Below are 23,950 nucleotides of genomic sequence, written 5' to 3'. Positions count from 1 at the left end.
ACATTCGGCAAAGCCGAATGCGCTGGACGCGGGGTGGAGCAGCCCGGTAGCTCGTCAGGCTCATAACCTGAAGGCCGCAGGTTCAAATCCTGCCCCCGCAACCAAATCAAATAAAGCCCGCTACCGAAACGCAAGCCGGCTTGCGGCGTTAAGGGCGACGTCGGACAAGCCGCAATGGGTCCGGCTTTTCCAAAGAACCCTCCTCAGGTGCTGGAACATATACAGAACTTTTCTCTGTCTCGAAACCCTCTTCCGAGGTATAAGCACCTATGGTTCAACGTGCCGGCAGTGCCGATCTTCCGCTTCATGGCGGCCGTGTGCCCCGGTGGCTGGGGGACCGCATGACGCGGCTAGGGGCGGTCATCACGCAAGCGATCGTGATCGAATACGGTCGTGAGGAATTTCTGCGGCGGCTGGCGCATCCATTCTGGTTCCAGTCCTTTGGCTGCGTCATGGGCATGGACTGGCACTCTTCCGGCATTACGACCAGCGTCATCGGCGCCCTGAAACGCGGACTGACACCACTGACGGCCGAGCTCGGCATCCATGTCTGCGGCGGCCGCGGGCGAAACTCGCGCCAGACGCCGGACGAACTGATCGCCATCGGCGACCGCGTCGGCATCGACGGCAGCCGCCTTGCCACGACCAGCCGGCTCGTTGCAAAGATCGACAGCGCAGCGGTTCAGGATGGCTTCGATCTTTACCTGCACGGCTTCATCGTCACCGATGACGGCAAATGGGTCGTCGTACAGCAGGGCAAGAATGGCGAGAAGCGGCAGGCGCGCCGATACCACTGGCTGTCCGAGGGCATGACCAGTTTCGTGGATTGTCCACATGCCGCGATCGAGGGCAGGGGGCAGGGCGAGATCGTCAACCTCGCCGACCGGCGCGCCGACGCCTCGCGGAAAAGCCAGCTCGATCTTCTGGCCTCGCTTGGGCCGGATCGCATCGTGCGCGAGATGGTTGCCATCGAGCCGGGCAGGAAGACCAAGCCAAGCGCACAGCCGCTGCTGCCGCACCTCATCATGCCGGCGCACCACGACGTGCGCGAAGAAAACGTCAACATGAAGCGCCTGCACGCAGCGCTCGCCGCGGCCGCCGATCGGGGCCCGGAGGATTTCGAGCGCCTCCTGCTGGTGCCGGGCGTCGGCGCGCGCACCGTCAAGGCGCTTGCCATGGTGGCCGAAGTGGTGCATGGCGCACCCTGCCGCTTTTCAGATCCGGCGCGGTTCTCCCTTGCCCACGGCGGCAAGGACCGCCACCCCTTTCCCGTGCCGCTGAAGGTCTACGACGAGACGATCCGGGTGATGAAGTCGGCCGTTTCGAAGGCGCGGCTTGGCCGCGAGGAGGAATTGCAGGCCCTCAAGCGCTTGGACGACCAGGCCCGGCAGCTTGAGAAATATGCTACCGGGCCGGATCTCAAGGAAATCGTCGCCGGGGAGTTCCGTCGATCCAGCGATTGGGATGGCCGTAGCGTGTTCGGTTGGGAACCCCGGCCCGAGGCTTCCTGTGCGCCGCGGTCAAGCGTTCCTTCACGCGCTTGAAGTGCGCGAGGGGATGGCCAGGGGCGGGCCGGTGGAACATTTCGCAGGCTGATGCGTAGGTTTCAGCCATCGTGAGAGCGCGACGCCTGCTCGGTGCCAAGGTCGTTCGGGACGGCGTGTGATGCGGCTTTCATGAGGCGAACGGACTGTCGGCCCGACAACGGATGGAGAAGCGAAGTGCAGCCTCAGCATAAGATATCTTCGCCGCGTCAGGCCGGCGACTATGCCGGACGCGACAGCGACTGCCTGGCTTCGTTGCGGCCGTCCGTCGCCGACCTCGTCGGCTCGGGAGAGATTTTGGCGACGATCATTGCGGGCGGCATGACGGGGACCGTGGCGGATCTGGTCCGGCGGGCTGAACGCGCCGGGTGGACGCAACGAGAGGCCGAGACCGCCATCCGATCGCTCGCCCGTGAATTCGAGGGCGCGAAGGGCGCGATATTCGATTGAAACCCTATTTCGCTCCCCTCGGTCATGCAGCCGGGGGATCGATGCGCCCGGGAAGACGAATGGGCCTGCGCAACAGGTCGGTTGGAATTCCCGGATTTGTGCAGCAGGACCTGCATCTCCTCAAAGCGCCTCTTGCGTTCTCCGTCTTCCGCAATGGATCGCGGGATGCGGGCTTTGGCAATTATCTTTGGCTATCTTCCTTCGTATCTGGAACATTACGTTTCTCCGCTGGTCTGAGCTACCTCTCGGGAGGGATAGGTATGGACGGAAGCCTGGGCCACGTTTTGGTGGTCGAAGACGAGTATCTGATTGCCGTCGATCTGGTCGACGCTCTGGAAGCGCACGGCGCGGTCGTTGTGGGTCCTGTCTCCGGAATTCGCGAAGCGATACGCGCCATCGAGGAGGCCACCGAACTCGATGGCGCCATTCTCGATTTGAACCTGCGAGGGGAAATCAGCCTGCCGGTCGCTGATCTGCTGCGCGTCAGGAACATTCCGTTCGTGCTGACGACGGGGTACGGACGGGAGAATTTGCCCGAGGCCCTGGTCCAGATACCTCTGGTGGCCAAGCCCTTCGAGGCCTCCGAGGTGATCGGAACGCTGGTCGAAATCATGCGTGAGCGCCAATCGAGCATGAGGCCGTTAAATCCGTAGGCGGACCCGAGGTTTCCTCGGGTCTTTTCCGTGCCGCTTGCAGAGTGAGGTGCCGAATATGGTCAAGCCGGCTGCGATTGCAGCAACGGCGGGGAAAATGAGCCGGTCAGTCCGATGAACGAGAGCTTCTTCGCGCGGGATGCCGTGGCTGTCGCCATCGATCTTCTGGGGGCCCGCCTGCTCGTGGAGGGCGTCGGAGGGCCGATCGTGGAAACCGAGGCGTACCGCCAGGACGACGAGGCGTCGCACAGTTTTCGCGGGCAGACGGCCGCAAATGCCGCGATGTTCGGCGCGCCGGGCCTTGCCTATGTCTATCGCTCCTATGGCCTGCATTGGTGCCTCAATTTCGTCTGCGAACGCGGCAGCGCCGTGCTCGTTCGCGCGCTCGAGCCGACGCACGGGCTGGAGCAGATGATGGCGCGTCGAGGGGTGAAGGAACCGCGCAAAATCTGTGCCGGCCCGGGCAATCTGTGCAAGGCGCTCGCCGTGACCGGCGGCATGAACGGGCTCTCGGTGCTTGAAGCGCCCTTTTCGCTGGAGCCCGCACCCGCAACGCCTGCCATGGTGAGTGGCGTGCGCATCGGCATCAGCAAGGCGGCCGAACGGCCGTGGCGTTTCGCAGCAGCGGGCTCGCGCTATTTGAGCAGGCCGATCTGACGCCGGACGAGAGCGCCGCACGCCGGCCGGAACGTTTCGCTCCCAACAACATTGATCAGAAAAGTTCATGGAGGCTGCGATGGAAAGATATTATTTCAAGATCCAGGATCAGGATGGCGTGCTCCAGCCGGATCGCGGGTTCGAGTTCGCCGATCTGGAGCGGGCAAAGGAAGAAGCAAAGACGCTTCTGGCGGAAATGGCGGTCGACGGTCTGCCCAACGAGCCGGTCGACAGCATATCAGTGGAATTGCAGGACGCCCACCGCGTGCCGATCCTGACGGTCCGTCTCGTTCTTGAGGCCATACCGCATGGTGCGCAGCAGGTTTGACGCGAGATCCAGGTGCCGCCTGACGGGCTGATAGACACTTCGGATCAATGGCTTTGCGGCGCCACGAGCACGCCGCCTCGTCGTCAGGGGCTGATGTCCCATGCTCAATCATGCCGTCTCCTTACTTTCAACCGCACGTAACGCGGGATCAGGATGGTTCCACCGTTGTTCAGCGACGGTTCCGGCGCTGACGTGGAACATCGCCGGGGCTCGGTGGTTGCATGGCGATAGACGGCAATCGGATAGGCGACCATGCTGAAAAATGCGAGCGTTGCTCCTGCCTTTCAAGAACATGCCGAGGGTGGGATCGCACGGATGCGGGAAGACGCGGCGGCATGCCGGCGGTGCCCCCTTTATCGCGATGCGACGCAGGTCGTTTTCGGGGAAGGGCCGGAGCGCGTCAAGGTCTTCCTGGTTGGTGAGCAGCCCGGCGACCGGGAGGATCAACTCGGCCACCCCTTCGTGGGGCCGGCGGGACGGTTCCTCGACGGCTGCCTGGAGGAAGCCGGCATCGACCGGGCGGACTGTTACCTCACCAATGCCGTCAAGCATTTCAAGTTCAAGCGGCTCGGCAAACGTCGAATCCATGAAAAGCCGAACACCGGCGAGGTCCGGCAGTGCGCCTGGTGGCTCGGCGGCGAGATCGCATGGCTGAAACCGAAACTGCTGGTCACCCTCGGCGCGACCGCCGCCTTTGCAATATTGGGCAAGCGCCATTCCGTCATGGCCGATCGCGGGCGCATCGTCGATACGCAGGTTGGCGTGCCGGCGTTGATTACCGTGCATCCGTCCGCCCTTCTGCGCGGGCGCGGACGGCCCGACGCCGAACAGGAAAGGGCGCGGTTCGTGGCAGAACTGCGAAAGATGAAACGGTTCCTCAAGGCATGACGAGCGCGCCTGGTTGCAGCCACTACGGTGACGACATTTTCGAAGGCTCCCGGCTCGCCTTCCTTCACCAGGGCAAGACCGGGGATGGAAAAACAAGCCGTTTCAACAAATTCGTGGAGCGGGAGTAGGAGATCGTCGGCCTTATGCGGGGTCGGCGCCCATCACCAGCCCCTCGATGTCGTGTTTCTGGGTAATGGGGATGATTTCATCGACGACCCGGCAGACCAGGTGTTTCTTGGCGATCTCGGGCAGAGCTTCATACCATTCGGGCGTAGCCATCATGTCGTGCAAGGCCGCGTGTCCGGCGCCCGGGGCATCGACGCCGAGCACCATGACGGGGCGGGCTATCGGCGACTGGTGCTCCGTCCCGCGGTGAACCGTCAGTGCGGACCGGCAGGAAATGTCGCCCCGGCGCGGATATTTCCGGGTTGCCCGTTCCTGGAAACGCCCCCAGAGCGATTTGTCGGGAAACATCTCATGCTTCCATTCCCGGCCGTCGTCGTACTGGGTCCCCGGCGCGATCTCGAACGGCCCCATGTCCTCCGTCACATCGACACCCGTCAGGTTGAAGGCAAGGGAGGTGATCTTGCGATCGAGATAGGTCTGCGCGGGTGAGGGGAAGTCGCGATGCCACGGTTGGTATTTCGCGCCCTGGAACGGTACGTCCAGGCCGATCTCGATGATTTGATAGTCGGCGCCGAGCACATGTGTGCAGACGTCCACGACCCAGGGGTGGGTAATCAGGTCGACGAATCCACGGAAGGCCTGGGGATGGATTTCGACATACCAGCGCCGCGGCCCGCGCCCCACTGCGCCGCCGGGGCGCTGAATGGCCGACCAGAAGGCTGTCATCATGTCTTCGCGCATCGCGTCTGCCCATTCGGGAGAGAAGGCGCCTTTGAGCCCGATGATGCCGTCTTCGGCGAGCTGCGCCATCTGTGCGGCGATATCGTAGTCGAAAGATGTGTGTGCGGTCATCGCGAAATCCTCCTCCAAGGAACTCAAACCTAGCGCTACTAATAATTATTAGTCAATGGCGGAATTTTATTAGCTGGTATAGGCCTGCCAGCAAAGGGGGCGGACATGAGCGACCGGAAGACCAGCAAGCGCGTGACGATGATGGATGTTGCCAAGGCGGCCGGCTGCTCGCAGGCCACCGTCTCGGTCGTTTTGAACAGTGTCACGGACATCAAGATTTCCCCTGAGCTTCGAACGCGCGTGGTCGATGCGGCGCGATCGTTGGGCTACGGTTTGGGAAGCCCGATCCGGCGCGCGGGAATGGACGATCTCCGGGGCGGTTGCGTCGGCTTCATCGTGGACCAGCTTGCGACCACCCCGGAGGCCGTCAACGCCATCGAAGGTGCGCGTCATGAATCGTGGGAAAACGACGTGACGATTCTCGTGGCGCAAACCCAGGGCAGGGCGGAGCATGAGAAAAAGGCGCTGGCACGACTGTTGCAGGCCGGCGCCCAGGGCATCGTCTACATGTCGATCTTCACCCGGCGGGTCTCGCTGGATTTTGCCTTCGAAGACCTCCCGGTGCCCCTTGTCCTGCTCAATTGCTACACGAGCGACAACCGCTTCCCGTCCGTGGTTCCCGACGAGATAAAGGGTGGACGCTTGGCGACGAGTTCGCTTGCGAAGCTCGGGCATACGTGGATCGGGACGATTACCGGCGAGACCTTCATGGAAGCGGCGCAAGATCGGCTCATCGGCTACAGGGAGGCGCTGGCGGAGGCCGGTGTGCCCTATGACGACAGACTGGTGGTCGAAGGAAACTGGACGCCATCATCGGGCTTCGAGGCGACCCAGAAGCTCCTGTCCCTCGACAGGCGGCCGACGGCGATCTTTTGCCAGAACGACAAGATGGCGATGGGTTGTCTCAACGCCATCACGGAAGCGGGCCTGCGCGTTCCGGACGATATCTCCGTCATCGGCTACGACGACGATGAACTTTCCCGCCATCTGCGTCCCCAATTGACGACGCTCGAACTCCCGCACCGGCCAATGGGCGCCTGGGCCATGCGGCAGCTCGGCAAAGGGCCTGCCGCCATGGCCGGGACCCACCGTGTCCACAAAGTCGGCTGCGCTTTGATTGAACGGGCGTCCTGCCGGGATCTCAGTTGGCGCGCGACGGCGGGATAGGAAGCGGCTCTTCACCGTTCCCGAATGGGCGACCGCTCGTACTGCACGGGACGAGCGGTCGCTTGCGCAGCCGGCGGAATTGAGGGGAAGCCGGCTTTGCTCGAACCCCAGGAGCGAGGTTCGCCGCATCTAACTTGGCCGGACGGAAAGTGTTCCTGGCGCCTTCGCCAAAGCCAAGCCGGCATCATTGCAAGGTAAAAAGGGGAACCTTCCAACAAAACGGGGGTTAGAGCGCCACGATGTTCAGGAGCCTACCGATGAAGAAGTCGCATGCGCCTGACGGGCGCAATCCAGCTCAGATTCGAGGAGATATTCAGGCCGGCCTCACCGGCGACAAGCGTCCCGGTTTCGATCCGGCCCTCGCGCCGCTCGAAACGGACGCCGAGGCTGCCGGCACGCCTCTCGATCCCGAGATGGTCGAGACCGCTCGCCGGACGCAGTGCGAAGGAAAGCGTCCTGACGTATCGGCCGACGAGGGGTCGGCAATGCGTCCGATCTTTCCAGCGAACCACCCGCTCCAGTCGAAAATTCCGATCGTCGGAATCGCGTTCGCATTCGCCGGCTCGGTTTTTTTCCTCGGAGCGATACTGCTTGCGCTCGGCTGGCTCTAGAGTTTGTTTGGTTCAGTCTCTCCGGCGGCCGGTAACCGCGAACAGACGGCTCAGGTAAGGAGCTTGGATCCTCTTTCGCGACGGACGGCTTCCATCAGGCGTTCGTCATGGGTGGTCCGAAAAGGCCGTGGGCAATCTTCTCCAGTTCGACGGGCTTTTCGCAGAGCACATACCCGCTGAACCGCTCGGGAATGATCGAAGGGTCGAAAGCGGAGGCAAAGACGAAGGGGATAGCGAGGTCGGCGAGCCGCTCCGCGACGGGGAAAACGAGCGCCCCGTCGAGGCAAATGTCGAGGATGGCGGCATCCACCTGCTCGGTCTCGATGATCGTCAGCGCCCGGTCGACGCGCGGTGTCGGACCGACGACCGTCGCGCCGAGCTTGACGAGCATTGTCCGAGCCTCGTTGGCCAGCAGAAACTCGTCCTCGACAACGAGAATGCGTTTGCCGGCAAAGAGGGGGCTGTATCGCGATGTCGGTATCACGGACGTTCCGATCGGCGTAGTCCGCCATATGCGTGCCGCGCATATGGCGATTGCTGCGGATCCACCACTTCTAGCGAAGTGGAAACGAGATATTTGCGCTCAAACCTTGCTCTTCGAATTTTGTTTCCACCTTTCCGCCCAGCCGGTAGCTGACCTCCCCATGCAGGAGGCTCATGCCGAAGCCATCCTTTTGCGGCGGCGACACGCGTGGGCCGTCCCGTTCCAGCCAGATCAGCCTGAACCAACCGTCATCGACGCTCCAGTGTACGCTCACCCGGCCGTCCGTGTCGCTGAGCGCGCCATATTTGGCGGCATTCGTCGCAAGCTCATGAACGACCATGCCCAAGGCGAGGCCTCGCTGGGGGGCCAGCTTGATTGCCGGGCCGACCAGCGTGCTGCGATCGACGCCGAACGGCGACAATTCCTGCGCAATGAGTTCCTGTACCGAGGCTTCCTTCCAGTGTTCGCGCGAGAGCAGGCCATAGGTGCGGGACATCGCCTTCAGGCGGCCGACGAAGGCGGTATGGAACGCCTCGGGGGATGTCGATGACTCAAGGGTCTGGGTCGCGATGCTGACCGTCACGGCAAGCATGTTCTTGACGCGGTGGTTCAGTTCGGAGATCAGCACCTTCTGGTGGTCTTCCGCTTCCGCAAGGGTCGTGACGTCGATGAGGGTGACGATGACGCCGTCGATCTTGTTGTTGTCGCCGCGATAGGGAATGAGACGCGCCAGATAGTGACGGCCATTGCCATCGCGCGACAGATGGTGGTCGAGATTCTGTCCCGAGGCGAAGACCTCGGCAATATGGCTCTTCAACTCCGGATAATCGATATCGCTCGACAGTTCGGTCAGCGGTCGCCCGACATCGGACCCTCTTACCTTGAAGAAGTTCGACGCGGTCGGCGTGAAATTACGGATCACCAGATTGCGATCGAGAAAGATGGTCGCGATCTGCGTGGCCTCGAAAAGGTTCTTCAGGTCGTTGTTGGCGCGGTCGAGATCTTCGACTTTGCTGTTCAGCTCGGCGTTGATGGTGTTGAGCTCCTCGTTGAGCGATTGCATCTCCTCCTTCGACGCTTCCAGCTCCTCGTTGGAGGATTGGGCCTCTTCGTTGACCGAGACCAGCTCCTCGTTAGAGGACTTCAGTTCCTCGAGGGCGGTTTCGTACTCCTCGATCGTCGACTGTAGGCGCTCGCGCGTGTCGCGCAGCTCTCGCTCCAGATCGGCCGTCTCTGCGGGATCGCGCCGCTCGCGTTCGATATCGGTCCGGGTCTGCGAAGGTCCGAGCGACTGGAAAAGCACGACGTAGAGCGGCTCGCCGTTTCCGCGGTGATTGAGCGGCTCGACGGATATCGACGCGAATTGAACGCGGTTGCCCTCCGCATCGATCGCGATGTTCTCCTTGGTGACGCGTTGCCTGGAGGAGGCGCATTCCCGCAACGCAGCCCGCAGATCGAGCCTGAGCTCGCGTTTTGCCATGGTCAGCAACTGACGGCTTGGCGCCCCCTGCGGTATCTCCAGGAAGCGCCCGGTCCGGCCGGACGCGTAGAGCACGTCGCCCTCCGCGTTGACGACGACATGGGCGGGAGCGAATGCTTCCAACACCTGCGCTTCCGCGGCCTGTCGCAACTGTACCGCCCCGACGCCCCGCGCATCCAGTTTTGCCGAGGCCGGGAACGGGGTGTATTGTTCGTCCCCGATCAACATCGGCACCCGCACGGCGCCGGGGTTGTCGCGCGCCTGGAAGATGCGGTTTTTCTTGTCGATGACGGTGAAAAGATCACTGTGCTGCCCGACGCCCTCCGAAGTGCCGAGAAACAGATACCCGCCCGGCCGCAAGGCATAGTGGAACGTCGGAATGAGCCGGTTCTGCACGTCCTGCCCGAGATAGATCAGCAAGTTGCGGCAGGATACGAGATCCATGCGCGAGAAAGGCGGATCCCGAATGACGCTGTGCGGAGAAAAGATGCAAAGCTCGCGCACGGCGGTGCTGACGACGAAGCTTGCGCCGTCGCTGTTGAAGAACTTGTCTTTCCGTGCGCCCGACACGCCCTCCAGCAGCGCTTCAGGATACCGGGCGGCTCGCGCGATGTTGAGGGCAGGCTCGTCGATATCGGTCGCGAAGATCTGCACGCGCGGAACGGAGGAAAGTTTTTCCATCTGTTCCCGCATCAGGATCGCAATGGAATAGACCTCTTCGCCGGTTGCGCAGCCGGGAATCCAGATACGGATCGTGTCGGCCGCCGTCTTCTCGGTGAAGAGTTGCGGAATGACTCTGTTTTCCAAAACAGCGAACGCGTCCGTGTCGCGAAAGAAGTTCGTGACGTTGATCAGCAGGTCGCTGAACAGGCGGGAGACCTCCTCGGGATCCTGTCTCAGGCAGGCGACATAGGCGTCGATCGTTTCGAGTTGCTTGACCTGCATGCGCCGGCGGACGCGCCGCAGGAAGGCCTTTGTCTTGTAACCGGAAAAATCATGGCCCGACTGGCTGCGCAGGATCGAGTAGATGTTCTGACGAGCCTCATCGAGGTCCTGCGAGTTCCCTTCTTTGTCGGCTTGGCCGGGGTCCGGCAGAAGGTCGAAGCCGCGCGCGAAGGCGACGAGCTTCTGGCCCATGTCCTCGGCGGGAATGGCGAGGTCGATCAGGCCGCTGGAAATCGCGCTCTGCGGCATGTCGGGGTTACGCGGCCCGGCGCCGTCGCTGGCCTGCGCAAGCGTCAGGCCACCGCGCTCCTTGATCGCTTTGACGCCGAGGGTGCCGTCGCCGTCTCCTCCGGAAAGAATGACCCCGACGGAATATTCGCCCTGATCCTTGGCAAGCTCCACGAAAAACACATCGACCGGCTTGCGTTCCCGGGCGTCGGCGCCAAGCGTGCGGACGTCAAGGACGCCATCGCGAATCGTCAGCACCACGTTTTCAGGCATGACGTAGACGGTATCCGGCTCGACCCTCGTGCCGTTCGATGCGGGTATCACATTCATGTCGGTAAAGCGCCGGAGCACTTCGTGGAGCAGGCTCTCGCGCTCCGGGTTGAGATGCGTGACGATGACGAAGGCCATGCCGCAGCGTTCCGGAAGACCGCGAAAGAACCCTTCCATTGCAGGGATGCCACCCGCCGACGCACCAATTCCGACGACCGGAAACCGGGAGTTTGTTTTTGTCATGGCACCGTTCCTGAAGACCGATCGGCGGTCTCTCCACTTCTAGAATTATGTGCCGGCAACGGCTTTGACAATTTTTTTCGTTCTCCGGAACATCGTTGCCGTTCGTGAGTATGAGTTTGCCGGCAAGGGATGTGCGTGGCGGGTGGCACGTAGAATTCGAATTTCCTGGCGCAGCCGACATCGTCGACACGCGGAAGATCGCATCGACTGCCGGTCCGCGAAGACGATGACAAACGCTGCGGTTCTCTTGTAGCGGAATTGCTTCAGGCGAGGAAAAGTTCCGTCTCCTGACCAGCCACCATGCCCGAAGCACGACGACTGAAACCGAACAGGAGCAGCAAGCATGGGCGACAAGCATACGCCGACGGGGCTTTCTCCTTCCGCCGATCCCCCTGAGCAAAAGAAGCGCAAGGTCATCGCCGGGCGCGGCTTGATGATGCTTATCGCGGGCGTCGCGCTCGCCGCATTTGCGATTTACACGTTCATCGTCCTCTACGGGATCATGACGAGCACCTGAGACGCGGCAGCGGGCATTGTCTTTCGGCCTCCTCTTGACCAGCGGCCGAAGCCGAGGAAGCCGGGTTCAATACGCGGAAGGAGGCAGATCATGAGCGGAAAGCTGCGACAATCGCCGAGCATCGGCTTCGACGTGGGGCCGGCCGGAGGATGGGGATCGGCCAAATCGGTCGGCGAAATTCTTCTCCGCGAACATGTCCCCGTCGCCGGCCCTTCGCTGCTCAAACACCAGAACAAGCCCGAAGGTTATATGTGCGTCAGCTGCGCATGGGCAAAGCCCGCGAAGGTCCACCCTTTGGAGTTTTGCGAGAACGGCGCCAAGGCCACCGCCTGGGAGGTGACCGGCCGCCGGACCGACCCGGGTTTTTTCGCCGCCCACACGCTGAGCGAACTCGAAGGCTGGCTCGACCACGATCTTGAGGAGCAGGGACGGCTCACCCACCCGATGCGCTGGGATGCGGAGACCGACAAATACGTTCCGGTCGGTTGGCAGACGGCCTTTGAAGAGATCGGGCGGGAATTGCGTGCAGTCCCGCCGGAGACGGCCGAATTCTATACATCCGGGCGCGCCTCGCTCGAGGCCTCCTACATGTACCAGCTGTTTGCGCGCATCTACGGCAGCAACAACCTGCCCGACTCCTCCAACATGTGCCACGAGAGTTCCTCCGTCGGCCTGCCGGAGAGTATCGGCGCCTCCGTCGGAACCGCTATTCTCTCCGACTTCCAGAATTGCGACTGTATTTTCTACATTGCGCAGAATGTCGGAACGTCGTCGCCGCGTCTCCTGCACGACCTTCAGGATGCAGTGGATCGCGGTGTCCGGGTCGTTACCTTCAATCTGCTGCGCGAGCCCGGTCTGGAGCGGTTCGTCAATCCGCAGGCGCCGAGCCAGATGCTGACCGGCCGGCAAACGCCGATCTCCGACAAATACTACCAGGTGAAAAACGGCGGCGACATCGCGGCGATGTTCGGCGTATGCAAGGCGTTGATCGAGGCGGACGACGCGCGCCGGGCTGACGGCGCCACGGCGGCCTCGGGCACGGATGCGAGGCCGCAGGACCCGTCGAATGCGGCGGCGCTGGCCTTCGCCGCATCGGTGGCCGCCGCCGACACGAAACACGTCCTGGACCACGATTTCATCGAACACCACACGGCCGGTTTCGAGACGTTCGCAGCGGCCGCCCGCAAGTACGGATGGGAGGAGCTGGAGCGCGTTTCCGGCCTCACACGCGAGCAGATGACGGAGGCGGCCGGCATCTACGCCGCCTCGGACGCCGTCCTCATGGTCTACGGCATGGGCTTGACGCAACATCTGATGGGCGTCGAGAACGTTCACATGGTGGCGAACCTCGCCCTGCTTCGCGGCAATATCGGCAAACCGGGCGCCAATATCTGTGCCGTCAGAGGCCATTCGAACGTGCAGGGCCAGCGCACGGTCGGCATAACGGAAAAGCCGGACCTCGTTCCGCTCGACAAGCTGAAGGAGCTCTATGCATTCGAGCCGCCCCGCTGGGAGGGGCACACGACCGTCGACGCGTGCAAGGCGATCCTGAACGGGCAGGCGCGCGCCTTCATCAGCCTCGGCGGCAATTTCCTGCGCGCAGCACCCGATACGGTCGCGCTGGAGGCGGCATGGCGCAAGCTGCGGCTGACCGTGCAGATCGCCACCAAGCTCAACCGCAGTCATCTCGTCCACGGCGAGATCGCCTATTTGCTGCCTTGTCTCGGGCGCATCGAGCTCGATGAGCAGGCAGGCGGCCCGCAGGCGGTATCCATGGAAAGTTCGGTCGCCCACTTCCACGGGTCGCGCGGCCGGGCAAAGCCGGCAAGTCCCGAGCTGCTGTCAGAACCGGCGATCATCGCCGGCATCGCCAAGGCCACTCTCAGCAGAGGCAACGTGCCGTGGGATCGCTGGGTCGCCGACTATTCGCAGATCCGCGATGCCATCGAGCGGACCTATCCCGAGACCTTCAAGGATTTCAACAGGCGGCTTTTCCAGCCGGGCGGCATCCCGCGACCGCTGCCCGCGCGCGAGCGCAAATGGGTCACCGGGAACGGTAAGGCGAACTTCATCACGCCGGGGCGGCTCTTTCCCGAATTTCCGGCGGAGGCCTCGGCGCAGGATGTCCTCCACCTTGCCACGCTCAGGTCCAACGACCAGTTCAACACGACGATCTACGGTTACAGCGATCGCTTTCGCGGCGTCGACGGCACGCGGCAGGTGATCTTCATGAATGCCGACGATATCATCCGCCTGGGTTTCGCAAACGGCGACGTGGTGGACATGATCACCGTCCTTCAACCGCAGACGCGCCGCGAAGTCCTGGGCTTCCGGATCGTGGCCTACGACATCCCGAAAGGGTGTTGCGCGGCATACTATCCCGAGACCAACCCGCTGTTCCCGCTGGACCACCACAGTCCGAAGGCGAAGACGCCGTCCTACAAGCTGCTGCCCGTTCGTCTGGTCCGCTCGATCCAGGTGCCTGCCAATTGAGGCAGCGGAGGCGACAATGTCGAAGGTTCTGCGTCCGTCCTCGTCGTCGCTTTTCCGGACGGGCTTCCTGGCGTCGCTGCTGATTGCGGCCGTGGTCCTCGCCCTCGAGCGGGAGCCGCGACGATATCGACTCGATCCTCCCCTGTCGGCCGCGCTCGACGGGCTGAGGCTGATGCCCAACCGTATCGCCGGCACGCCTCCGGAGGTTTATTTCGCGCTCGGCAAACCCTACGAACGTACGGCTTATGATCTTGCGCAGGGCAAGCGGCTCTACGCGTGGTTCGGTTGCGCGGCATGTCACGGGGAGGGGGAAGGCGGCAGAGGCCCGGCCTTTCTCGACGGGTGGTGGACTTACGGGCCGTCGATGGTGTCGATCGCCGCATCGATCCGGGATGGCCGCCCCAACGGGATGCCGCCGTTTCGCGACAGGATGACGACGGACCAGATCTGGCAGCTCGCCGGCTACGTGAAGACGATCGGCGCCTATTCCGCCCCGCTGACCGCCCCGGGCCGCAACGACGATCGCCAGACGCGGCCCTCGGAAAACCGCGCTCCGGCCGCACTCCTCTTTCAGGAAGGCCCCGTGCCGTATGGCGAGCAAGGGCCTTCACCATGAAACGCGCTGCGGTCATTCTGTCGTCGGCACTTCTGCAATCGGGATGCGGCGGCGTGCAGTCGGCGCTGAATGCGCAGGGTCCCTCCGCGGCCGCGCTCAAGGCATTGATCATCGTCATCGTCGCGGTGTGCGTCGTGGTCTGGATCGCCGTCATGATCGTCCTGGTCGCGGCGCTCCTGCGGCGCCGCGACGCGCGGGCGGTGCCGGACCATGTGCTGCACCGGCCGGTCATGGCGGCTGTGGCTGCCACCGTCGTCGTGGTGGCTGCGTTGACCGTCGTCAGTTTCCAGGCGACGCGCCGGCTCGCTCCCGACGAGAATGCCGCGGTCACGATCCGCGTGCGTGCGCAGCAATGGTGGTGGCAATTCGACTACGAAGACGCCGACCCGGCCCGCGCGTTCCGGACAGCCAACGAAATTCACGTTCCCGTCGGCAAGACCGTGCGCGTAACGCTCGAAAGCGCCGACGTCATCCATTCGTTCTGGGTGCCGAGCCTTGCCGGCAAGCAGGATCTCATACCCGGGCGACACAATGTACTGACGTTCCGCGCGGATCGGCCCGGTATCTATCGGGGGCAATGCGCCGAATTCTGCGGGCTCCAGCACGCTCACATGGCGTTTCTCGTGATCGCGGAGGAACCGGAGGCATATGACCGCTGGGTGCAGATGCAGCGCGCCGGCGCCGTCGAGCCGGAAAACCCCGAGGCTTCGGCCGGCAAAACCGTCTTCATGACCCGGCAATGTGCGGCCTGCCATACGATCCGGGGTACGCAGGCGACGGGAACGACCGGGCCGGACCTGACCCATGTCGGAGGACGGCGAACGATCGCGGCCGGCCTTCTGGAGAATACACGCGGCTCGATTGCCGCGTGGATCGCCGATCCCCAGACTTTGAAGCCCGGCAACAATATGCCGCTCGTTCCGCTCCCGGCCGAGGAGCTGAGACAGGTATCCGCCTATATGGAAGGCCTGAAGTGATGGTGGAGCGCGATACGTCCCCGGTGGTGGAGGCCGGCCCGCTCGAGGGCACGGCGGAGGGCGCCCTGCAGGCGACCTGGGGCTCCGCGCCGGGTTTCTGGGGCTCGATCGCCACGGTGGACCATAAGGTCATCGCCCGGCGCTACATGATCACGGCCTTCGTCTTCCTCGCGCTCGGCGGCCTTCTCGCCCTCGCGATGCGCGTTCAACTGGCCCGTCCCGAGGCGCGTTTCCTGGATGCGGATCGCTACAACCAGATCTTCACCATGCACGGTTCGAACATGATGTTCCTTTTCGCCGTGCCGGTCATGGAAGCGATGGCGATCTACTTCGTGCCTCTGATGGTGGGGACGCGCAACATCGCCTTCCCGCGGCTGAATGCCTTCTCCTATTGGGTCTTCCTCGTCGGCGGCCTGCTGCTGTGGGGTTCCTTCGTCGTGGACGCCGCGCCCGACGTCGGCTGGTTCGCCTATGTCCCGCTCGCCGGACCGGAGTACGGCGCCGGCAAGCGGGCCGACATCTGGGCGCAGATGATCACCTTCACCGAACTCTCGGCGCTGGCGATCGCGCTTGAGATCGTCGTCACGGTCTTCAAGCAGCGGGCGCCCGGCATGTCCCTCGACCGCATACCTGTTCTGGTCTGGGCGATGCTGGTCATGGCTTTTCTCGTGATCCTGGCGATGCCGGCGATCATGTTCGCAAGCTCGACATTGATCATGGACCGGCTCGTCGGCACGCACTTCTACAACCCGGCCGAAGGCGGCGACGCCTTGCTTTGGCAGCATGTCTTCTGGTTCTTCGGGCACCCGGAAGTCTACATCATCTTCCTGCCGGCGGTCGGCATGGTCTCGACCATCCTGCCCACCTTCGTCGGGCGGCCGCTCTTCGGCTACCTTCCCTTGGTCATGGCGCTGATCGCGACCGGTATCCTTTCCTTCGGCCTCTGGGTGCATCACATGTTCGTCGTGGGCCTGCCGCGGCTCGGCGAAAGCTTCTTCACCGCATCCAGCATGGCGATAGCGGTTCCGGCGGGCGTGCAGATATTCTGCTGGCTGGCGACGCTTTGGGCGGGGCGACCCGTCTTCAAGACGCCGCTCCTCTTCGTCATCGGCTTCATCGTCACCTTCGTGATCGGCGGCTTGACAGGCGTGATGGTCGCATCCGTGCCGTTCGACGCGCAGGTTCACGACACCTACTTCGTCGTCGCGCATTTTCACTATGTGCTGATCGGCGGCGCCGTCTTTCCACTGATCGGGGCGGTCTATTACTGGTTTCCCAAGATGACCGGCCGCATGATGAGCGAGAGGCTGGGAAAATGGGCATTCTGGCTCATCTTCACCGGCTTCCACCTGACCTTCTTCCCGATGCATATCCTCGGGCTGCTGGGCATGCCGCGGCGTATCTATACATACCAGCCCGAACTCCCCTGGGCCGGGCTCAACCTCTTCGTAAGTGTGAGCGCCTTCATTCTCGCGGCGGGATTTCTCGTCTTTTTCATAGATGCGATACGCAGCCGGACCTCGGGGTTGCCGGCCGGTGAGAACCCCTGGAATGCGCCGACGCTGGAATGGGCGACGCCTTCGCCCCCGCCACCCTACAATTTCCGGTCCATTCCCGTCGTCGTCGGCCGCGATCCGCTGTGGTCCCTGCCGGACGAACTTCCGGTGACGTCCGCGCTGCGAACCGACCGGCGCGAGCTTCTGATCACCAGCCTCGTGGAGGCTTCGCCGGAGGCGCGGGAATCCTCACCGCGGGATTCGGTCTGGCCGTTCTGGGCCGCGCTCGCGACGTCGGTCCTGCTAATCTGGTCGATGTTCTCTCCCTGGGCCGTGGTCTGGGGTTCCATCCCGGTCGCGATCACGCTGATCGGCTGGTTCTGGCCGAAGGGCGTTGCGGAGGACGAGTCATGAAGGAGCGCGTGGTCCTCGATGTTTCGGCACTGCCACTGCACGCTACGGGCGCGGCGAGCCCGACATGGTGGGGCACCTGCGCCTTCATGCTCATCGAAGGAACGGGGTTCGCGCTGGCGCTCGCGGTCTACTTCTATCTCATGAGCCTCGCACCGCATTGGCCCATCCGTGCACCCGCGCCCGATCCCTGGCCGGGCACCTTCCTGGCCCTGATCCTGCTGGCGAGCGTGGCGCCGAACGTCCTCGTCAGCCGCTGGGCGCGGCAAGGCGACATGCGCCGCGTGCGCCTCGGCCTTGTCGTCATGTGCCTTTTCGGCATCGCGCCGCTGTTCTTTCGCGCCTACGAATTCCCGGCCCTGCGGGTGCGCTGGGATGACAACGCCTACGGGTCCATCACCTGGACGATCCTCGGCCTCCACACGGCGCACATCGTCACCGATCTCGTCGATACCCTCGTCCTGACATGCCTGATGTTCACCCGGCACGGTGACAACCCGCGACGCTTCGGCGACGTCGAAGACAATGCCCTTTACTGGAACTTCGTCGTCGTCACGTGGATTCCGCTCTATGCGAGCCTTTACTGGGTGCCACGGCTATGAGCAACGCAGCGGACAAATCCCGTCGTTTCGTCGTCGCATCCGCGGCCAGGACGTCCGCTGCGATCGTCATCCTCGCCGCCGCTGCCGGCCCGCTTTCAGCCCATGGCGGAGAGGCGCATGAACGCGGTCCGGAATGGACCCTCGATCCGTGGATCGTCGTTCCGATCGCTCTTGCCGGTGGGCTCTATGCCGCGGGAGCGCTGAAACTTCTGGAGCGGTCGAGCGATCGCCGTTTTCTCATCCGCTCCGGCGCTGCATTCTGCGGTGGCTGGCTCGCGCTCGTGGTCGCGCTCGTTTCGCCGGTGCATTTTCTCGGCGAGCATCTGTTCACGGTCCATATGATCGAGCACGAACTCGTCATGGTGGTCGCCGCACCGCTGATCGTTCTGGCGCGTCCGGTCGGTGTCATGTTCTGGGGGCTCCCGAGGCCGCTCCGCCACGCCGCGGGGAAGGCCTTCAAGTCCGTCGTCGCGGAAAAGGCCTGGACCATCGCGACCGGCGGCTTTGTGGCGACGATTCTTCATGGCGCAGCCATCTGGACATGGCACGCGCCGGGGCTCTTCGACGCGACGGTCACGGACCTTGCGCTCCATCGGCTCCAGCATCTGAGCTTCTTTGCCACCGCAATCTTCTTCTGGTGGGCGGCGATCTGGAGGTCGGGCAGAGGCGTGGCGGCATGGCATCTCTTCGCGACCATGATGCACACGAGCATACTCGGGGCGCTGATCGCGCTCGCGCCGCATGTCGCCTACGTGGCGCAGACGCAATCTGCGCCGGAATGGGGCCTGACACCGCTCGAGGATCAGCAGCTTGCCGGCATCGTGATGTGGGTGCCGGGCGGCATCATCTATGCGGCGGCGGCATTGGCGGTGCTCGCCTTGTGGATTGCGGATTCCGGTGCGGGAGGCGTCCATGCGGACCGTGTTCGCACGCCATAGAGCGGAAATCCTCGCAGGCGCCGCCCTGGCGGCCGTGCTCGCGAGCGGTCTTGGCGCTTACGGCGTCAGGAACGAACAGCAGCGCCGCGCCGTCGCCGTTGCGATGACCGGGGGCGATCCGGCGCTGGCGCCCGCGATCTTCCGCCGCTACGGTTGCGCCGGATGCCACAGCATTCCCGGCATATCCGGCGCGGATGGCAAGGTCGGCGGCCCGCTCGCCGCCTTGCGCGAGCGCGTCTACATTGCGGGCGGACTCGCCAATACGCCGGAAAATCTCATCCAATGGATCGTCGTTCCGCAACGCTTCTCGCCGAAGACGGCCATGCCCGCCACCGGCGTTTCGCAGGACGAAGCGCGCCACCTCGCGGCCTATCTCTACGCCGACTAGAGTTCGTCAGGGAAAAGTGGAAACCGGTTTTCCCGAAAAGACATACTCTAGATCAGGGATGGGGTGTCGGCCGCGCCGGCAGTGATTTGATGTAGCGGGCGACGGCGTCCCGGTCGGATTGCGGCAGCAAGGCAAAGTTCGTCACGACCTCTGCCATGGACGATCCCACACGAACGCCGTGCGGCGTTTTCCCCGTCTTCAGCAGGGCCGAGACATCCGCTTCGCTCCAGTCGCCGAGACGCGTGGGCGTGATGTTGGGAACGAAGCCCGTGCCTTCAGGGTCAGGACCGCCGGCGAACCGCGTGTCGGGCTCGATGGCCGCAAGACGATTCCGGGTCGAGTGACATTCGGCGCAATGGCCGAGCGTTTCGACCAGATAGGCGCCGCGGTCGTGCACCGGATCGCCGTTCAGAAACGCGGACGAGCGACCCTGATGGAAAAACAGCAACTTCCATATGCCGATGAGTGCGCGGGCACGCAGGAAGAAGGGAAGATCGTGCGGCGGCGGGCGCCCTTTCGCGGCCGGCAGGGTCTTGAGATAGGCGTGGAGATCTTCGATGTCCCGCCTGCTCATGCTTGTGTAGCTGGTGTAAGGGAAGGCCGGATAATAATGTTCTCCGGCCGGAGACATTCCCGTGATCAGCGCGGTTTCGAGATCGGCGACCGACCATGCTCCGATTCCGTCCTGACGATCGGAGGAAATGTTGGGGACGCGGAACGTGCCGAAGGGCGAGGCGAGCGCGAGGCCTCCGCCGAGCATCAGCGGGTCGGATTGACCCGGAGTGGCATGACAGGCGGCACAATTGGCGGCGGCGAAGACGAGCCGCCCCTTCTCGACGTCGCCGGCGAGATGTGACGGTCGGTCCGCCGGCATGGTCGCCGTCATCGGCCCCGCGAGCAGCAAAACGGCGATTGCGACGGCACCGGGCCTGACCATGCCCGGGAGCAGGCGTTCGCGGATCGTCGCGCGCGGTGTCATCGTCGGCCGACCGGCTCGCGCAACTTCGAGCAGTGCCGCGACATCCTCGGGTCGTCGCGGTTCCTTTGGCATGGCGGTCGATCCTCGTTATCGGCGCCCGGCTTGGTAGATGCGGTCCAGCGCATCTGCGACTGCGATGAATTGCTCGCAGGCGGGATCGTAGCCGGGGTTGCGGGCAAGGCGGCGAACCCAGTCCACCGCCGCGCGGCCGCTCCAGTCGTCCGGCGGGCCGCACAGTTCGGTGGATGCGGTCTGGAGGTGATGCCGGGCGGTAAAATCGTAAAACGAACCGCCGACATTGGCGAATTCCAGTCCGCCTTTCTCACCGAAGAACCGTGCCCGGATGACGGCGTCGCAGCCGGCATGAAGCCGCCAGGAACAGGTAAGGCGGATCGTCACGCCCTGTACGGTTTCAAGCGTGGCGGCGGCGAAGTCCTCCACGTCCTCGCTGCCGGAAACCAGCCGTCGCCCATCCCGGTAAAGGGCCGATTCCACATGGCGGATATCGCAGGGGCCGAGCAGCCAGAGCGCCATGTCGACGAGATGCACGCCGAGGTCGATGACGCAGCCGCCACCCGACAGAAAACGGTCGTAGAACCACGCCTTGTCCGGGCCATAGGCATTGTGGAATTCCAGATCGACGGCGAAGACCTTGCCGATATCCCCCCTGCGCAAGCGTTCGGCGATCAATTGAGCACCGGTGGTGAAGCGGTAGGAGAGGTCGACGCCGAGAAGACGGTCGGCGTTTCGGGCGGCCGAAACCACGTCTTCCACCTCCCCGCGGTCCCGCCCCAGCGGCTTCTGGCAAAAGACGGCGATGCCGGCATCCAGCGCGCGTATGGCCTGGGCGGCATGCAGGGCGCTGGGGGTTGCGATGACCAGGCCGTCGATACCCGAGTCGAGCATCGCCTCGAGGCCCTGCGACCTCTCGCTTTCCGGAGCCAGTTGGCGAGCCTGCTCTGCCATCGCACCGTCCGTGTCCGCGACGAAGGCTATGTCGGCGGTCTGGCTGCGGGCGATCGCCTCCAGACGGTTCCGGCCGATCCGGCCGGTGCCGAGGAAGCCGAGTTTCGGCCTGCCGACGGGAGGCGCCGCAGGTGCGGTCGAAAAGGGCTGCGGTTTCATCGGAACTCCACGATTGCCTTGAGAAAACCTTCCGGCCGATCCCGTGTCATCGCCAGGGCGTCGCTCAGGCGCTCGAGGGGCAGCCGATGCGTGATCAGCCCGGCCGGATCGATCAGTCCGCCGACGGCGGCGCGGACCGCGTTGCGCATACCCTCGACATAGACCAGGGGATCGCGCTCATGTGCATTGATGACGTCCAGGCCCCGCCAGTTCCACATCTGCATGTTGACCTGCCGTGGTCCGTCCTGGTGGTAGCCGGCAATCACCAGCCGGCCGCGCTCGCGCGTCAGTTCGCCTGCAAGATCGAGCGGCCACTGCTTTCCCGCGGCCTCAACGACACGATCGCAAAAGAGACCGCCGGTCAGCGAGCGAACTTTTTCGATAACCGACCAGTGATCGTCCATCTCGATCGTCTCTGCTGCGCCCATACGCTTGGCGAGTTTCAAGGCAAAGGGCCGGCGCCCGATGGCGAGGACGGTCGCTCCGGCGGCCGAGGCCAGTCGCGTCAGAACGGCGCCGAGAAAACCGATGCCGACGATCGCGACCGTCTGGCCCGCGCCGATGTCGGATCTCTGGACGATGTTCATGGCACAACCCAGCGGCTCGCCGGGGAAGGGCATGCCGTCGAGCTCGGGCGGCAGCCGGACCACGTTGCCCACGTCGGCCAGGTCATGGCTGGCATAGGCGTGGAACGACAGGGCGGCGACCCGGTCGCCCGGGCTGATGCCCGTGACGCCTTCGCCGATCGCGTCGACTTGTCCCCAGCCTTCGTGCCCGAGGCCGCCGGGCTCGGTCGGAAACGTCATCCATTCGGGGCCTTCCCAGGGCGTCACATTCGATGCGCACACGCCGCATCCCTCAAGACGGATTCGGACCTGGCCGGGCGCCGGTGCCGGCAGTGGCATGGTCCGCAGGTCGAATGTGTGCGGACCGGTCAGGACCGCGGCCTTCATCAGCGTCGTGTCGCCGGGCAAGGCGATGTTCATCGTAAGTCCTCTCCTAGCTGTTCTGGTCGCCTGTTCTGCTGGATCAATAGGGGGCGGCTGCGATGTCGTGCCAGTCGCCGGCTGTGCTTGCCGAACCGTTCTTTGCAGCGGCCGGAGGCTGGCTTACGGGCCGGCCGAGGCCGATGTAGCGCAGTCCGTGCGTCGCGACGGCGCTTGCCTCGAGCAGATTGCGATAGTCGAAGAGCATGCGGCCCCTCATCGAGGCGGCGATCCTTCGCCAGTCCAGCGTGCGATAATCCGGCCACTCCGTCAGGACGACGACGGCGTCGGCATCGGCGACGGCGGCATAGGGATCGTCGTGCCAGGAGACGGCCGGCAGCATCTTCGCGCCCACGGTCCGGCACTGCGGGTCATGCGCCTTCACCTTCACGCCCTGTTGTTGAAGGAGCGGAACGATCGTCAGCGCAGCCGCCTCGCGCATATCGTCCGTGCCGGCCTTGAACGCCGTTCCGAGCACGGCGACCACGCTTCCACCCGCGAGGTGGTCGAGGATCCGGACGGCAAGTTTTCTCTTTCGAAGCTCGTTGCTGCGTATCAGGCTTTCGACGAGCGTCTGGTTCGCGCCGAACCGGCGGCCAGTGGCAATGAAGGCGCGGGTATCCTTTGGAAAACAAGAGCCGCCGAAACCCGGTCCGGGCGCGAGGAAGGCGCTGCCGATCCGTTTGTCGTGCCCCACGCAGGCGGCAACGCTGGCAACGTCCGCGCCCGTCTGTTCGCACAGGTCGGCCACCTCATTTATGAAACCGATCTTCAAGGCGAGGAAGGCGTTGGAAGCATATTTGGCGAGTTCTGCGTCCACCGTGCTCGTCACGACCACCGGGACGCCGTGTTTTTCGAAAGGGGCGTACAGGCTCGCCAGCGATCTGGCCGCTGCCGGCTCGTCCGCTCCCACGACGATGCGGTCGGGATTGAAGAAGTCGGCGACCGCCGATCCTTCCCGCAGGAATTCCGGATTGGACGCGACGGGGTTGTTCCTGCCGAGGGCTGAAATCTGCCGCTTGATCTGCCGCGCGGTGCCGGCCGGAACGGTCGATTTGAGCACCAGCACCGCGCCCTTCGACAGGTGCGGCGCTATGTCGTCGGCGGCCTTTCTTACATAGGACAGATCGACATCCCCGCGCAGGTCGGGCGGCGTACCCACCGAGACGAAAACGATGCCCGCCCCTCGCACCCCGGCGGCGAGATCGGCGGTAAAACGCAACCTGCCGGATCGCCGTTCCGAGGTGACCAGTTCGTCGAGCCCGGTTTCGTACAAAGGCAGCTTGCCCTGTTCGAGACCCGCAATCTTCGCTTTGTCGATGTCGATGCACGTTACGACATGACCCAATGTGGCGATGCAGGCCCCTGTCGTGAGGCCGACGTACCCTGTTCCGACAATCGCGATGTCCATGCTGCCGTCCCGTTTTCTGTTGGTTTTGAGGTGCTGAAATGCCGGCCTCTAACCACGAGACACGCAAACGGTTCCCGACCTGGTG

General features: G+C 63.8%; 23 protein-coding genes and 1 tRNA gene. 17 read left to right on the top strand and 7 right to left on the bottom strand.

Translation table 11 applies throughout. The annotated features are described in order from the left end of the window. The first annotated feature begins 27 nt into the window (after window positions 1-27). From VGN93_RS23220 to VGN93_RS23190, 7 genes are all read left to right on the top strand, one after another. Window positions 28-104: transfer RNA gene (locus VGN93_RS23220), tRNA-Met, on the top strand. 165 nt (window positions 105-269) lie between these two features. Next, window positions 270-1,544 (top strand): DUF763 domain-containing protein, encoded by a 1,275-nt coding sequence (locus tag VGN93_RS23215; RefSeq protein ID WP_327509366.1) that lies wholly within the window; start codon window positions 270-272, stop codon window positions 1,542-1,544. A gap of 177 nt (window positions 1,545-1,721) precedes the next feature. Continuing rightward, complete coding sequence (locus VGN93_RS23210) at window positions 1,722-1,994, top strand: hypothetical protein (protein ID WP_327509365.1); 273 nt, start codon at window positions 1,722-1,724, stop codon at window positions 1,992-1,994. A gap of 59 nt (window positions 1,995-2,053) precedes the next feature. Continuing rightward, entirely contained in the window at window positions 2,054-2,647 is a 594-nt protein-coding gene (locus VGN93_RS23205; RefSeq protein WP_327509364.1) for a hypothetical protein, read from the top strand. Window positions 2,648-2,761: 114 nt separating this feature from the next. After that, entirely contained in the window at window positions 2,762-3,304 is a 543-nt protein-coding gene (locus VGN93_RS23200; protein WP_327509363.1) for a DNA-3-methyladenine glycosylase, read from the top strand. A 79-nt stretch (window positions 3,305-3,383) separates the two neighbouring features. Further along, on the top strand, window positions 3,384-3,632 hold the full coding sequence (locus VGN93_RS23195) for a DUF6894 family protein (protein ID WP_319323119.1): 249 nt from the start codon (window positions 3,384-3,386) through the stop codon (window positions 3,630-3,632). A 252-nt stretch (window positions 3,633-3,884) separates the two neighbouring features. Then, window positions 3,885-4,520, top strand: a complete 636-nt coding sequence (locus VGN93_RS23190) for a UdgX family uracil-DNA binding protein (RefSeq protein WP_327509362.1) — start codon at window positions 3,885-3,887, stop codon at window positions 4,518-4,520. A gap of 141 nt (window positions 4,521-4,661) precedes the next feature. Here VGN93_RS23190 and VGN93_RS23185 read toward each other — a convergent pair whose 3' ends face one another. Next, the gene (locus VGN93_RS23185; protein WP_327509361.1) at window positions 4,662-5,498 is read right to left on the bottom strand and encodes a phytanoyl-CoA dioxygenase family protein; all 837 of its coding nucleotides are present in this window, start codon (window positions 5,496-5,498) and stop codon (window positions 4,662-4,664) included. A 105-nt stretch (window positions 5,499-5,603) separates the two neighbouring features. Here VGN93_RS23185 and VGN93_RS23180 point away from each other — a divergent pair, with 105 nt between their 5' ends. Then, window positions 5,604-6,665, top strand: coding sequence for a LacI family DNA-binding transcriptional regulator (locus VGN93_RS23180; protein WP_327509360.1), 1,062 nt, complete (start codon window positions 5,604-5,606; stop codon window positions 6,663-6,665). Between the two features lie 257 nt (window positions 6,666-6,922). After that, window positions 6,923-7,276 (top strand): hypothetical protein, encoded by a 354-nt coding sequence (locus VGN93_RS23175; protein WP_327509359.1) that lies wholly within the window; start codon window positions 6,923-6,925, stop codon window positions 7,274-7,276. 94 nt (window positions 7,277-7,370) lie between these two features. Here the strand turns inward: VGN93_RS23175 and VGN93_RS23170 are convergent, their stop codons facing one another. Then, a complete protein-coding gene (locus tag VGN93_RS23170) occupies window positions 7,371-7,760 on the bottom strand; it encodes a response regulator (protein ID WP_413818708.1) in 390 nt (129 codons plus the stop codon). A 70-nt stretch (window positions 7,761-7,830) separates the two neighbouring features. Further along, window positions 7,831-10,926: a CheR family methyltransferase gene (locus tag VGN93_RS23165; protein WP_327509358.1), complete on the bottom strand. Its 3,096-nt coding sequence runs from the start codon at window positions 10,924-10,926 to the stop codon at window positions 7,831-7,833. Between the two features lie 343 nt (window positions 10,927-11,269). On the opposite strand from VGN93_RS23165, the gene VGN93_RS23160 reads away from it, so the two are divergent. The 8 genes from VGN93_RS23160 (at window position 11,270) to VGN93_RS23125 (ending at window position 19,364) form a co-directional block, all read left to right on the top strand. Next, the gene (locus tag VGN93_RS23160; protein ID WP_327509357.1) at window positions 11,270-11,443 is read left to right on the top strand and encodes a hypothetical protein; all 174 of its coding nucleotides are present in this window, start codon (window positions 11,270-11,272) and stop codon (window positions 11,441-11,443) included. A gap of 90 nt (window positions 11,444-11,533) precedes the next feature. After that, window positions 11,534-13,936 carry an FdhF/YdeP family oxidoreductase gene (locus VGN93_RS23155; protein WP_327509356.1) on the top strand — a complete coding sequence of 801 codons (2,403 nt, stop codon included), beginning with the start codon at window positions 11,534-11,536 and terminating at the stop codon, window positions 13,934-13,936. Between the two features lie 16 nt (window positions 13,937-13,952). Further along, window positions 13,953-14,552 carry a cytochrome c gene (locus tag VGN93_RS23150; protein ID WP_327509355.1) on the top strand — a complete coding sequence of 200 codons (600 nt, stop codon included), beginning with the start codon at window positions 13,953-13,955 and terminating at the stop codon, window positions 14,550-14,552. Continuing rightward, window positions 14,549-15,529 (top strand): cytochrome c oxidase subunit II, encoded by a 981-nt coding sequence (gene coxB, locus VGN93_RS23145; RefSeq protein WP_327509354.1) that lies wholly within the window; start codon window positions 14,549-14,551, stop codon window positions 15,527-15,529. Before VGN93_RS23150 ends, coxB begins: the two co-directional genes overlap by 4 nt. After that, window positions 15,529-17,439 (top strand): cytochrome c oxidase subunit I, encoded by a 1,911-nt coding sequence (gene ctaD / locus VGN93_RS23140; RefSeq protein WP_327509353.1) that lies wholly within the window; start codon window positions 15,529-15,531, stop codon window positions 17,437-17,439. Before coxB ends, ctaD begins: the two co-directional genes overlap by 1 nt. Then, complete coding sequence (locus VGN93_RS23135) at window positions 17,436-18,038, top strand: cytochrome c oxidase subunit 3 (protein WP_327509351.1); 603 nt, start codon at window positions 17,436-17,438, stop codon at window positions 18,036-18,038. The genes ctaD and VGN93_RS23135 overlap by 4 nt, the downstream gene beginning before the upstream one ends. Next, complete coding sequence (locus tag VGN93_RS23130; RefSeq protein WP_327509350.1) at window positions 18,035-18,976, top strand: cytochrome c oxidase assembly protein; 942 nt, start codon at window positions 18,035-18,037, stop codon at window positions 18,974-18,976. Before VGN93_RS23135 ends, VGN93_RS23130 begins: the two co-directional genes overlap by 4 nt. Next, a complete protein-coding gene (locus tag VGN93_RS23125) occupies window positions 18,951-19,364 on the top strand; it encodes a c-type cytochrome (protein ID WP_327509349.1) in 414 nt (137 codons plus the stop codon). The genes VGN93_RS23130 and VGN93_RS23125 overlap by 26 nt, the downstream gene beginning before the upstream one ends. A gap of 52 nt (window positions 19,365-19,416) precedes the next feature. On the opposite strand, the gene VGN93_RS23120 is transcribed toward VGN93_RS23125, so the two are convergent. From VGN93_RS23120 to VGN93_RS23105, 4 genes are all read right to left on the bottom strand, one after another. Further along, window positions 19,417-20,250 carry a cytochrome c gene (locus tag VGN93_RS23120; RefSeq protein WP_327509348.1) on the bottom strand — a complete coding sequence of 278 codons (834 nt, stop codon included), beginning with the start codon at window positions 20,248-20,250 and terminating at the stop codon, window positions 19,417-19,419. Between the two features lie 180 nt (window positions 20,251-20,430). After that, entirely contained in the window at window positions 20,431-21,468 is a 1,038-nt protein-coding gene (locus VGN93_RS23115; RefSeq protein WP_327509347.1) for a Gfo/Idh/MocA family oxidoreductase, read from the bottom strand. After that, window positions 21,465-22,454 carry an MDR/zinc-dependent alcohol dehydrogenase-like family protein gene (locus VGN93_RS23110; protein ID WP_327509346.1) on the bottom strand — a complete coding sequence of 330 codons (990 nt, stop codon included), beginning with the start codon at window positions 22,452-22,454 and terminating at the stop codon, window positions 21,465-21,467. Before VGN93_RS23110 ends, VGN93_RS23115 begins: the two co-directional genes overlap by 4 nt. 43 nt (window positions 22,455-22,497) lie before the next feature. Next, complete coding sequence (locus VGN93_RS23105) at window positions 22,498-23,865, bottom strand: UDP-glucose/GDP-mannose dehydrogenase family protein (RefSeq protein WP_327509345.1); 1,368 nt, start codon at window positions 23,863-23,865, stop codon at window positions 22,498-22,500. Between the last annotated feature and the right edge of the window lie 85 nt (window positions 23,866-23,950).

The sequence above is a fragment of the Shinella sp. genome, from assembly GCF_035998705.1.
Lineage (GTDB): Bacteria > Pseudomonadota > Alphaproteobacteria > Rhizobiales > Rhizobiaceae > Shinella.
This window is presented reverse-complemented; position numbering and strand designations above follow the sequence as displayed.